At 41.0% G+C, this 10,441-nt stretch carries 15 protein-coding genes and 1 pseudogene; 9 read left to right on the top strand and 7 right to left on the bottom strand.

Going from position 1 to position 10,441, the window contains the following annotated elements:
- Positions 1-19 precede the first annotated feature (19 nt).
- Positions 20-1,231: a TetR family transcriptional regulator gene (locus F7734_RS58600; protein ID WP_155753365.1), complete on the bottom strand. Its 1,212-nt coding sequence runs from the start codon at positions 1,229-1,231 to the stop codon at positions 20-22.
- Between the two features lie 138 nt (positions 1,232-1,369).
- Between F7734_RS58600 and F7734_RS58605 the strand changes: the two genes are divergently transcribed.
- Complete coding sequence (locus F7734_RS58605; RefSeq protein ID WP_155753367.1) at positions 1,370-2,218, top strand: fatty acid desaturase; 849 nt, start codon at positions 1,370-1,372, stop codon at positions 2,216-2,218.
- Between the two features lie 128 nt (positions 2,219-2,346).
- Here F7734_RS58605 and F7734_RS58610 read toward each other — a convergent pair whose 3' ends face one another.
- Positions 2,347-2,748: a hypothetical protein gene (locus F7734_RS58610; RefSeq protein WP_155753369.1), complete on the bottom strand. Its 402-nt coding sequence runs from the start codon at positions 2,746-2,748 to the stop codon at positions 2,347-2,349.
- A gap of 440 nt (positions 2,749-3,188) precedes the next feature.
- Here F7734_RS58610 and F7734_RS62755 point away from each other — a divergent pair.
- The 3 genes and pseudogenes from F7734_RS62755 to F7734_RS58625 all read left to right on the top strand — a co-directional run.
- Positions 3,189-3,374: pseudogene (locus F7734_RS62755) on the top strand (hypothetical protein); the annotation flags it as partial.
- A 176-nt stretch (positions 3,375-3,550) separates the two neighbouring features.
- Positions 3,551-3,760: a type II toxin-antitoxin system HicB family antitoxin gene (locus F7734_RS58620; RefSeq protein ID WP_155753373.1), complete on the top strand. Its 210-nt coding sequence runs from the start codon at positions 3,551-3,553 to the stop codon at positions 3,758-3,760.
- On the top strand, positions 3,753-3,980 hold the full coding sequence (locus F7734_RS58625; protein ID WP_155753374.1) for a type II toxin-antitoxin system HicA family toxin: 228 nt from the start codon (positions 3,753-3,755) through the stop codon (positions 3,978-3,980). Before F7734_RS58620 ends, F7734_RS58625 begins: the two co-directional genes overlap by 8 nt.
- Positions 3,981-4,098: 118 nt before the next feature.
- On the opposite strand, the gene F7734_RS65910 is transcribed toward F7734_RS58625, so the two are convergent.
- From F7734_RS65910 to F7734_RS65915, 4 genes are all read right to left on the bottom strand, one after another.
- Positions 4,099-4,221, bottom strand: a complete 123-nt coding sequence (locus F7734_RS65910; protein WP_279239901.1) for a hypothetical protein — start codon at positions 4,219-4,221, stop codon at positions 4,099-4,101.
- 22 nt (positions 4,222-4,243) lie between these two features.
- On the bottom strand, positions 4,244-4,462 hold the full coding sequence (locus tag F7734_RS61520) for a hypothetical protein (protein WP_166482809.1): 219 nt from the start codon (positions 4,460-4,462) through the stop codon (positions 4,244-4,246).
- Between the two features lie 259 nt (positions 4,463-4,721).
- Complete coding sequence (locus F7734_RS58635) at positions 4,722-5,474, bottom strand: DUF4058 family protein (RefSeq protein WP_155753378.1); 753 nt, start codon at positions 5,472-5,474, stop codon at positions 4,722-4,724.
- A 23-nt stretch (positions 5,475-5,497) separates the two neighbouring features.
- Positions 5,498-5,632 (bottom strand): hypothetical protein, encoded by a 135-nt coding sequence (locus F7734_RS65915; RefSeq protein ID WP_279239902.1) that lies wholly within the window; start codon positions 5,630-5,632, stop codon positions 5,498-5,500.
- A 32-nt stretch (positions 5,633-5,664) separates the two neighbouring features.
- Here F7734_RS65915 and bamD point away from each other — a divergent pair, with 32 nt between their 5' ends.
- The 4 genes from bamD (at position 5,665) to F7734_RS58655 (ending at position 7,967) form a co-directional block, all read left to right on the top strand.
- Complete coding sequence (gene bamD, locus F7734_RS58640; RefSeq protein ID WP_155753379.1) at positions 5,665-6,189, top strand: outer membrane protein assembly factor BamD; 525 nt, start codon at positions 5,665-5,667, stop codon at positions 6,187-6,189.
- Positions 6,190-6,401: 212 nt separating this feature from the next.
- Positions 6,402-6,647 (top strand): AbrB/MazE/SpoVT family DNA-binding domain-containing protein, encoded by a 246-nt coding sequence (locus F7734_RS58645; RefSeq protein ID WP_155753381.1) that lies wholly within the window; start codon positions 6,402-6,404, stop codon positions 6,645-6,647.
- Positions 6,634-7,020, top strand: coding sequence for a type II toxin-antitoxin system VapC family toxin (locus F7734_RS58650; RefSeq protein WP_347566473.1), 387 nt, complete (start codon positions 6,634-6,636; stop codon positions 7,018-7,020). Before F7734_RS58645 ends, F7734_RS58650 begins: the two co-directional genes overlap by 14 nt.
- Before the next feature lie 86 nt (positions 7,021-7,106).
- A complete protein-coding gene (locus F7734_RS58655; RefSeq protein ID WP_155753383.1) occupies positions 7,107-7,967 on the top strand; it encodes a DUF3153 domain-containing protein in 861 nt (286 codons plus the stop codon).
- Positions 7,968-8,228: 261 nt separating this feature from the next.
- Here F7734_RS58655 and pdxH read toward each other — a convergent pair whose 3' ends face one another.
- A complete protein-coding gene (gene pdxH, locus F7734_RS58660) occupies positions 8,229-8,873 on the bottom strand; it encodes a pyridoxamine 5'-phosphate oxidase (RefSeq protein ID WP_166482811.1) in 645 nt (214 codons plus the stop codon).
- Between the two features lie 93 nt (positions 8,874-8,966).
- Between pdxH and F7734_RS58665 the strand changes: the two genes are divergently transcribed.
- A complete protein-coding gene (locus F7734_RS58665) occupies positions 8,967-10,010 on the top strand; it encodes an AI-2E family transporter (RefSeq protein WP_155753384.1) in 1,044 nt (347 codons plus the stop codon).
- Positions 10,011-10,441: the final 431 nt, after the last annotated feature.

A 10,441-nucleotide genomic window follows, 5' to 3' on the forward strand; every position in this document is an offset into this window, starting at 1 on the left:
ATCCCCTACCCCCTACTCTCTAAGTCTTTCGGTCTAAAATAACAGCCTGTTTCAAGGCTGCTTTTTCTCTAGCTCGACGGGCTAATGGTTGTAGTTTAGTCAAGTTCCAACCTGTAATTAAACTCATATCTTCCAAATTCATTCCCTTCATCAACATATCCACACACCACGTTTGTTGAGCTTGCTCAATAACTGGTTGTTGTCCTTCAGGCGTCAATAACCCTTCGGTTAAAATTTGCCAGCGATGGTGTATTTCTCTCTCTGAGATTGGCATACTATTATCATTAAGAAATAAAGCCAAGTGGTCATCTTTACGACTCTTTAGCCATTGAGTTAATGGATTGCGCGTGTAAGAACCATATCGCTTGCCTAAAATCCATTGATTAACTGGTACTTGTCGAATAGAGCCATGAGTTATTTGTAAAAAGTGTTGCTTGATATCCGTTATTTGGTGCGATCGCTCTAAGTTGGCAATTTCTACCGGAGATAAACCAGCCCCAAATAAAACGTACATGAGAGCATAATCTCGAAGCCCGGATTTTTTGGCTTTTTGCAAAATAGTATGAACTAAGTGAGTCGGTAAATCTATGACTTTCTCTGTTGGTATAGAACCATAATTTATTGAACTCGTGGAATTGGCGATTTGGTTTAAAAACAGCGTTACTAAATTTTCTAAAAATTCGTCTCTATTATGCCAAAGTTGGTGAGATTCACTTGTAAATTCAACTACGGCATACCCTAATAACATACTATTAAGTAAGCTGGCTAGTTTGTCGGCTGGTAAATGGGTATGTAACTTTTCTCTTTCCATCACTGTGGCTAAGTATTCAGCAACATAGTGATTGGCTTGTGTTATGCCTTTTCCAATCGCCTGACGGTTTTCAACTGAGTAATGCCCAGCTTCGCCAACCACAGAACGAACTAATTGTGGAACTTTGTCCAGAGTCTGTAACCGATCTTCACAATAATCTCTCAGAGCTTGATAAACACTGGTCGTTTGGCTGACTTGTATTTTTAACGATTCACCTAGCTGTTGAAACACCGGGGATTCAGAAATGACTGCTAACAGCAGCCCGTATTTATTACCAAAATGCCGAAATAGTGTGACTTCGTTGACTTCGGCTAATTCAGCAACTGCTTTTGTTGTCGTTTCTGTGATTCCTTGAGTTGCAAACAAGAATCTCGCTGCGTCGATCAGTCGCTGTCGGGTTGAAATAATTTGATGACTCATAAATGAATAATGCAAGTGCTACTTGCATTTAAATTTTTTCTTTGCTAAGCTAAGGGATGTAAGTGGCACTTGCATCCTCTAGTCCTACTTTAACTCTCTGCCCTAGTTTTTACAGTACTTATATCAAAGGAACAATTCATGACTATAAACTCAGATGTGGCTGTCAAGAAACAGTCACTTGCTCTGAGCTGGACTAACGTGGCATTTTTCGGTACGATTCATGCCCTGGCAATACTGGCTCCCTGGTATTTTTCTTGGTCTGCTTTAGCAATAACAATATTCTTACACTGGTTGTTTGGCAGTATTGGAATTTGCCTGGGCTATCACCGACTTTTGAGCCACCGCAGTTTTTCTGTACCAAAATGGTTGGAATATGCGATCGCCACATTGGGAGCTCTTGCCATGCAAGGAGGACCAACCTTTTGGGTTTCTGGACATCGATTACACCACGCCCATACAGAGAACAACGACAAAGATCCTTACTCTTCCCGACGTGGCTTTTGGTGGAGCCATATGCTTTGGATATTCTATCCGCGAGCGGAGTTTTTTGACCCGGAACATTACAAAAGATTTGCCCCAGAAATACAGCGCGATCCATATTACCGTTGGTTAGATCGTTACTTCTTACTGCTGCAAATTCCTCTTGGTGTCTTACTGTATGCTTTAGGAGGTTGGAGTTTTATTATCTACGGCGTTTTTTTCAGAGCCGTTTTGCTTTGGCACACCACATGGCTGATTAATTCTGCAACCCACATCACAGGTTACCGCAATTTCCAATTAGATGACAATTCTCGAAATCTTTGGTGGGCAGCAATATTAACTTACGGAGAAGGTTGGCACAACAATCACCACGCTCACCCAAATGTAGCAAAAGCTGGATTGCATTGGTGGGAGATAGATATGACTTGGTGGTCAATTAAAATTCTGCAAAATTTGGGATTAGCTACGAAAGTCAACTTATTTCCAAAACCCAAAGTAGGAATTTAGTCATTATAAGTTCCGATAATACAACCTCTGCTCTTCTCTTCGTGCTCTTTGCGTCTTCGTGGTTAAAAAATGTTTTTGAACCGCAAAGACGCGAATAGCACAAAGGTAAGATGTCGAAGAGCATAAGATTAGAAACGACGATAAGGCGATCGCCTGTAATAGGGTGAATATAATGGGCGATCGTTAACAATCATCGGATTAATCACCGTTGAGTTTCTGATTTGAGGATTGACTAAAACAGGGTTAACAATCGTGGAGTCAATAATCTTGTATCCTCCGTAGGGGTGTGGGTAATAACCCTGTGGGTACACGTTATTATTGTGTTTCAGTGGTAACCCTGTTGCGGGATTTACAGGTATGGGAGTGGAAATAGGGCTACCGTAAATATAATTACCAACCGCCGGAGCTTGAGGAACTACGTAAGTATTACCACCATTAATGTCTACCCAGTTTGCTGAAACAGGAGAAGTCGTGGCAGCTACTACAGATGCGATCGCTCCCAACCCTAGTAAACTTTGTTGCCAGTACATACTTGTTAAGTATTTTTTTAAATAAATATATTTAATTAATTATATCATATTTAAACAGTATTGGTAATAATACGTAGTTAAACTTACGCAAATCTCAAATATCTTCAGCGAAGAGGTAGGCAGAATTCTGCAATGTGTGGTTCTCAGTTTTGTAAGTGAATGTACAGAAAATAATATTTCCACAGATATTCATTATTTCTATGCTACAAGAAGCAGTTGTAGCTTAAGATAAAGTGCTGAAACTTAAATCAGACTACATGGAAGCAAAAGAAGCAAGGCAAAGAGTTATAGCAAAACTCTAGTCAGAAGTATGAATCCATAGACAGTGATAATGTTGGAACATTGGAGTGTATATGTTAGGACGAGTTTTACGCAGGGCTTCTTTCCAGCGAAGTTTGTATTGGCAGTTATTAACAAGTTCAGTCTTCTTAACTGGAACAATTACTTTTTGGGATTGTGTTGATGCCCAGATCGTAACCGATACCACTTTAGGGAATGAAAGTTCTGTCGTAACCCCTAATGTAATTATCAATGGGATACCAAGCGATCGCATTGATGGCGGTGCAATTCGAGGTATCAACCTCTTTCACAGCTTTAGTGAATTTAATGTTGGTGAAGGACGGGGCATTTGTGACAAGTTAAGATAAAATTGCTTTTGTCAATTAGAAATTATGCTGAATAGTGAGTCAAAAATGAGATGTCAAACTTAGCTTTGTACTAAGGTTTCAGAACAAATATAGGACTCCTATTTGATTTTTGAAAATGTTATGCTTTTTTAAGAAGGGGTTAAGCATAAAGTACTATGAAAACTCGTAGCTTTACAGTCATCGTGTATAAAGAAGAAGATATGTACATTGCTGAGTGTCCAGAAGTTGGCACAGTCGATCAGGGAGAAAGCATCGAGCAGGCTGTTGCTAATTTGAAGGAAGCAACTCGGCTCTACTTAGAAGAATTTTCTCTACCTGAAACATTCCCTAGGTTCATAACTAGTATTGAGGTTAGTTATGCCTAAATTGCCACGCATCTCAAGTAGGGAAGCAATTCGGGTATTAGAGCGTTTAGGGTTTGAGCAAGTTCGACAAACTGGTAGCCATGTTGTGATGAAGAAGGAAACATCAGATGGTAAGATTGGCTGCGTTGTTCCCGTACATCAAGAACTCAAAGTAGGGACACTAAAGGGTATTCTCAAGCAAGCACAAGTCACTCCTGAAGAGTTCATAGAGAATCTGTAAAGTTACCTGCATGCTGTAACACTACTTAACGGAATCAACTTTAAGTGAGAGTATCTGCCAAAAAAATAGGTAAAGTTCCATCCGCGTTCATCCGCGTTCATCTGCGGTTCCTTAACTCTCAACCTTTAGGCCAACGACCAATCCATACACCACCTCGAAAGCGCCAACGTGGAAACAATAGACGCATCACCACCCAAGAAGCAAGATAAGCAATAACCGAGACCAAACTGTAATGAATCACAAACCATTGCAGATTAAAATCCCTACTTGCTCCGATACCCCAATAACCCAATGCAAAGGGTAAAGACACAATCGTGAAAGCGAGAAACAATCTTACTTTGAAGGAGAACTCGATCAACTGGTTGACCATCAAGGTTATTGGGCATTTTCTCTCGTTTGCTACCCAGTGCCACAGGTAGCTTCATAACGGGTTCCCAATGTTCCCCAGTCACAGGATCTTCCCAACTCAGCTGAATTCGCATAAACATGACAAGTCTTTAGGCTAACAATAAGTACGCTCAGTATAAAAAATTATTGCCTGTTGAATGGAATTACCGTGTTCTTCTTAAAGTTAATTTAAATCACAAAACTTGCTCTGCGCGCTATGTAGCTTGAGTGTCATTTGTCAATAGTCATTTGTCATTGGTAAGGATTTCTAACGTATAAACATTTATATATAAAGTTCTGATTATTTCCGCCTAGCTACTTACTCGCTTGCTTTGCTGTGAAGGTTAATGAGAATCAAGGCAACCATTTCACCACTTCCGACTCAGACCAAGGCGGTGGAGGTGGAGCGCTATAGTTAATGAAGTAATCGTAGCCGAGTTGTTCGTAAAGTTCATCAACCAACTTTTGTAATTCTACTACAGGAGCAGTATCTTCAGATCGCACGGGAAGTTCAAAGGGCGGGATGCGATCGCCAAGATTGAATGGGTACAAGTCAGCTGTAGGGCGAGTGTCTGAACGACTGACTAAAATGCGATAGTGACTGGTTGTGTTACTTAGAAAAGGTAAAGGTTCTCCGTCTCGAAGCAAGTCAATTTCCACAAGATGGGTTAAGCTGTCCAACACCTGCTGCCGTTTAGATTCGTACTTTTGTCGTCCGTCTCCTCTTTTGTTAGCAGGAGAGAGAATTTCAATAGCTGTCACCACCTCTTTTGTCGCCGCATCTTTCACCTCAATATAAGATTGTCGGACTTCTTGAAGTAGCGGAACGGTAACTTTGACTGGTAAAGCTTGTGGTTCTGTCATAGTAACAGTCGTCGTGACTTGTTCTCGTCTTCGGTTCTGCTGAACTGTCAAGTCTGGTCTACCAATAGCGATCGCCATGTCACCGCTCACTTTGTACACCCATTTATCAGTTACCACCCGATATTTTGGTAATAATTTGGGAATCAAGTCCTTAGCCAAAGCAGTTATCAAGTGGTTGTGAAAATCTGACCAGTAATCTGACTGTTCGAGATAGGGGTTCATCCCTGGAAATGGGTTAGGCATAATTTCAACTCACTGGTCACTGTCTAAAATGCTAGCAAAATCTCACTGACTGGTTGAGAAGCATCCCGGTTATCACACAAAATATAACTACCAATAGTCGCCACTGTTGGCAAAATAGAGAGAGTGCGGATTTTTTGCGTACAAAGCGATTTTTTCAATCCAAAATCCAAAATCCAAAATCCAAAATGGTATGAGTTCCGAAAGTTTAGAAATAGCTAAAACTAGGTATCAAGCTGGGAGAGTTGCTTTTGAAAAAGGGCAATATCGGGAAGCCGTCGAACAACTCTCAAAAGCAAGCGACCTCCTAGCCCCCAATTCTCGTCTTGCTGGGGAAGTGAAACTGTGGTTAGTTACAGCTTATGAAGCGGCTGGACGATCCGAAGAAGCACTTGACCTTTGCGAACAACTCAAGCGCCATCCTCACCTTGAAACCAGCAAGCAAGCGAAAGAATTGCACTACATTCTCAAAGCACCCAGGTTACAACGTCCAAAAGAATGGATGACTGAAATTCCCGACTTGGGAGCAATAGCCGATAATGAAACCAACACTCGTTTCACTATCAAGCCTAGTTCTTCCCCAAGACAGGTGCGACCCGAACCAGAATTTGTCGATCTCAGTCAGGTGAATACTAAAGATAATCGATTCATTTGGGTAGCTTTAATTGCGATCGGTTTAACTTTAAGTGGGCTAGTTTGGATGAGTGTGTCAGGTTAACTCGCAGGCAATTAAACGCTTCATCTCTCGGTAAAATGCAGATTCCAGTGGCTTATATCCCCGCTTCAGCTACGCTGATAGCTAAGGAGCAGCGATGTACATACCATCAATCTTGAATGTTTGCTCCATATTTGGGAGTAGAAAAGAGAAAGATTTAAAAGTGGTCTTATAGCCTTACAATTAAGTAAGGCGCATTTGTAAGGCTTATTGCTATGTCCATTGCAACAGTCACAATTAAAGGACAAGTTACTATTCCCAAGGAAATCCGAGATTACCTGAAACTAGAAACTGGCAGCAAAATTGAATTTGTAGTTGATGAAAATGGTGATGTCAAGATTGTGCCACTGAATGTCCCAATTGAAGCGTTGTCTGGATTTTTGCATCGTCCTGGTATGACGACTGCCACCATAGAGGACATGGAAGCAGCCATCGCGGAGGGTGCGCGTGATTGGACTTGATACAAATGTTCTAGTTCGCTATCTTACCAAAGATGACGTTAACCAATGGGAACAAGCGTCTCAAATCATTCAGGAAAATCAACCTTGTTTTATTGGCAATGTTGTCTTAAGCGAAGTCGTGTGGGTTTTAAGAGGACGACCTTATCAATTCGGCAAAGATGAAATCATTGCTACCTTAGAGATGATATTACAAAGCTCGGGCTTTGAATTTGAAAACCGTTCCATAGTGTATCAAGCATTACAACGAACCAAGCAGGGACGATCTGATTTTTCTGACTATCTAATTGGAGCGATCGCTCAACAGATTAACTGTACTGAAACAGTAACTTTCGATCGAAAATTGCGAGGAGATAAAGGATTTCGTTGCCTTTAAACTACAAATAGCAATGCGAATACCCTACCCATCCTACGGATAGAAAATAGAACAAAGACTTATTGATTTTTGGAGATATTTATAGTATGAGATTGTCTATCTTGCAAAATTGTAACCGCAGACGCACGCAGATACACGCAGAACAAGAAGAAAATTATCAGCGTTCATCAGCGTTCATCAGCGGTTCAAAATCAATTATTATATTGGCTGTGCTGTTCATATCCTTACTTCTCTCTGGATGCGTGAAGTACGATCTAGGTGTGAACTTTGACAATTCAAATCATGGGGAACTGGTGCAGCATATAAAATTAGAAGAACGGCTGCTTAGTTTCAGTGGTGATTCTGTCTATGAATGGTTGAATAGCATAGAACGTCGCGCTCGTAAATTAGAAGGCAAAATACGACGACTTTCTAAAGAGGAAATTTTTGTTTCCATCCCTTTCAGTAATGGTCGAGAATTACAAACTAAGTTCAACGAATTTTTCCATCCTAATGGAACTCAAAAATCAGAAACAGTCAGCAATGAGTCTAACGCGGAACTGCCAAAAATTGAATCAAATATACTCTTGTTTCAAAACAATTTCCTACTCTTAGTGAGGAATCGGTTAATTTACGATTTGGATTTGCGATCGCTAGGTCTAATTTCCAGCAAAGGTTCTGTCCTGTCCAATCCTGGTTCCATTCTCGACTTAGAATTTGGCTTAAACACTCCTTGGGGTGCAAGGACTGTGGAAAAAACAGAGAATGCGATCGCGCCAGAAAAGAATGGCAATCAACTTGTGTGGAGACTTAAACCCGGAGAATTAAATCACATAGAAGTTGTGTTTTGGCTTCCGAGCCCTCTTGGATTTGGGACATTATTCATCATTTTATTTGTACTGGGAGGGCTGTACCTGAGATACAGTTTTATGCCAGATCCCAGGATTCAGTTTGCTTCCAAAGGTTAGAGGATGTTTGTAAAGTCTACTGTTTTGAAAAAAATTGAACTTACCCCCCTTCATCCCCCTTAGAAAGAGGGGAAATTGAATATCTAGTTCCCCCCTTTCTAAGGGGAGGGTTAGGGTGGGGTAATAAATATTTGATACATCAATCATAACTTTTCAAACATCCTCTAAGGGGGAAATTGAATTTCTGGTTCCCTCCCCTTTCTAAGGGGAGGGCTAGGGTGGGGTAAAACATCTAAAGTTATGCAAACCGCAGCCACTACTTTAAGGTGACAACCGTTCAATCTTCCAACTGCCATCATTTAAACGAGTATAGCGTAAGCGATCGTGCAGTCGATTGGGGCGTCCCTGCCAAAATTCAATTTCTATGGGGATCGTTCGCAAGCCACCCCAATGTTGTGGGCGCGGAACATCTTGGTTTTGATATTTGGCTTGAAGTTCCTGTAATCGTTGTTCGAGGACTGCTCGACTTTCGATCGCCTCACTTTGGTTGGAAGCCCATGCACCCAAACGACTGTTGAGAGGACGGCTGTAAAAATATTCATCTGACTCCGCATCTGAAATTTTTTCCACACGTCCAGATATGCGAATTTGGCGTTCTAGTTCTGCCCACCAAAAAACAAGAGACGCTTGGGGATTTTCTGCTAGTTCCTGCCCTTTTTGACTGTTGTAGTTTGTAAAAAAGACAAAACCCCTTTCATCAAAACCTTTAAGCAGTACCATTCTTGCAGATGGCTTACCCTCTCGTGTCGTAGTTGCAAGCGTCATGGCATTTGGTTCTACAAGTTGGGCGGCTATAGCCTGGTCGAACCATCGTTTAAACTGTATAAAAGGATTGGAGTCAACATCAGTTTCGCTCAAACCTTGCAAGGTATAATCCTTCCTAAGGTCAGTAATATTTCTATCTATCATCATTGTTCGTGTATTTAAGCGCTCGAGGTTATCAGTAACAAATGATAAATGACAAATGACAAATGACCAGTTAACTAAAGTTAAAATAAAATGCGCCGTTCAGCCTCACTTCAACGTCTTTTAATATATGGTCTGAGCGGTCCAATTATCGCTCTCAATCTCTGGTTGCTGTATTTGATTTTTCGTTTATTCCAGCATCCCATCACGATTGTGAGCATTGCAGCAATTTTGGCTTTTCTACTGAACTACGCGGTCAAGTTTTTTGAACGTGTAGTCAATCGTCCGCAAGCGGTGACGATTGTGCTGCTGCTGACACTTACGCTTTTGATTGTTTTGGGTGTCACACTCGTGCCAATAGTGATTGACCAAACTATTCAACTTTTAGATAGAATTCCAAATTGGTTAGCAACCAGTCAAGCAAATCTAGAGTATTTTGAGGCTATAGCTAAAAAGCGCCGTTTACCTTTAGATCTAAGAGTTGTTAGCAATCAAATCAATGCCAATATTCAAAGTATGGTTCAACAACTAGCGGCGGCGGCTGTCGGATTTGCCGGGACAGTTCTGTCAGGATTGCTTGATGTAATATTGGTCGTTGTCTTAGCGTTCTATATGCTTCTGTATGGAGATCGCGTGTGGTTGGGCTTATTTAAGCTTTTACCAGCCTATGTTCGGGTTCCATTAAGAACTTCTTTACAGCGGAACTTTCACTACTTTTTCCTCAGCCAACTTTTACTGGCAGTTTTTATGGTGGTCATTATGACTCCAATTTTCCTCTTTCTCAAGGTTCCTTTTGCACTGTTATTCGCTATAGTTATTGGCATATCACAACTTATACCTTTTATTGGAGCAACATTAGGTATTGGTTTGGTTACATTTTTAGTGTTATTACAAAATTGGTGGTTAGCCGTGCAAGTGGCTGTAGCAGCGATCGTTGTACAGCAAATAAAAGATAATTTACTCAGTCCCAAGCTACTTGGTGATTTTATCGGAGTCAATCCTATCTGGATTTTTGTGGCTATTTTAATGGGTTTTGAAATTGCTGGTTTGTTAGGGACACTTGTTGCAGTCCCCATTGCCGGAACTATCAAAGGAACTTTCGATGCCATTAAGAACAGTGAATCAGTAAATCAGTGACCAGTGGTAATTTTTAGTAGGAGCAGAGTGTATAAAAATATCATGCTTATCCCGTTCCCTCGTTCCCAGCCTCAGGCTGGGAATGCCTTAAGGGAGGCTCTGCCTCCTGTATACAGGTGAGAGGAAGTTTCGACAAGCCCTCAAAACACACGTAGTAGAGTAACACTAGTAATTTTTCGTAAGTTTAATGTGTATAAAAAAAGTATACTGGATTCCAAGGGCGAAATATTCTCATAACGTTCTGCTCCTCATGTGCAGCACTAACCATTTTTAAAGTGTGTAAATGGTAATTTACACAGTAAACAAACTGCCAAAATGGCATAAGTAAAAAGTTTCAGGGCAGCATCAAGCGATCGCAAAGGTAAAATTTGTTAGAAGTTAGTGGTTAGTGGTTAGTGGTTAGTAGTTCTACCCCCTACCCCCTACCCCCT

The organism is Scytonema sp. UIC 10036, assembly GCF_009725235.1.

Bases quoted from the DNA above. Each gene is read 5' to 3' on its own strand.
- F7734_RS58600 (WP_155753365.1), bottom strand. From the start codon at position 1,231: ATGAGTCATCAAATTATTTCAACCCGACAGCGACTGATCGACGCAGCG.
- F7734_RS58605 (WP_155753367.1), top strand. From the start codon at position 1,370: ATGACTATAAACTCAGATGTGGCTGTCAAGAAACAGTCACTTGCTCTG.
- F7734_RS58610 (WP_155753369.1), bottom strand. From the start codon at position 2,748: ATGTACTGGCAACAAAGTTTACTAGGGTTGGGAGCGATCGCATCTGTA.
- F7734_RS58620 (WP_155753373.1), top strand. From the start codon at position 3,551: ATGAAAACTCGTAGCTTTACAGTCATCGTGTATAAAGAAGAAGATATG.
- F7734_RS58625 (WP_155753374.1), top strand. From the start codon at position 3,753: ATGCCTAAATTGCCACGCATCTCAAGTAGGGAAGCAATTCGGGTATTA.
- F7734_RS61520 (WP_166482809.1), bottom strand. From the start codon at position 4,462: ATGCGAATTCAGCTGAGTTGGGAAGATCCTGTGACTGGGGAACATTGG.
- F7734_RS58635 (WP_155753378.1), bottom strand. From the start codon at position 5,474: ATGCCTAACCCATTTCCAGGGATGAACCCCTATCTCGAACAGTCAGAT.
- bamD (WP_155753379.1), top strand. From the start codon at position 5,665: ATGAGTTCCGAAAGTTTAGAAATAGCTAAAACTAGGTATCAAGCTGGG.
- F7734_RS58645 (WP_155753381.1), top strand. From the start codon at position 6,402: ATGTCCATTGCAACAGTCACAATTAAAGGACAAGTTACTATTCCCAAG.
- F7734_RS58655 (WP_155753383.1), top strand. From the start codon at position 7,107: ATGAGATTGTCTATCTTGCAAAATTGTAACCGCAGACGCACGCAGATA.
- F7734_RS58665 (WP_155753384.1), top strand. From the start codon at position 8,967: ATGCGCCGTTCAGCCTCACTTCAACGTCTTTTAATATATGGTCTGAGC.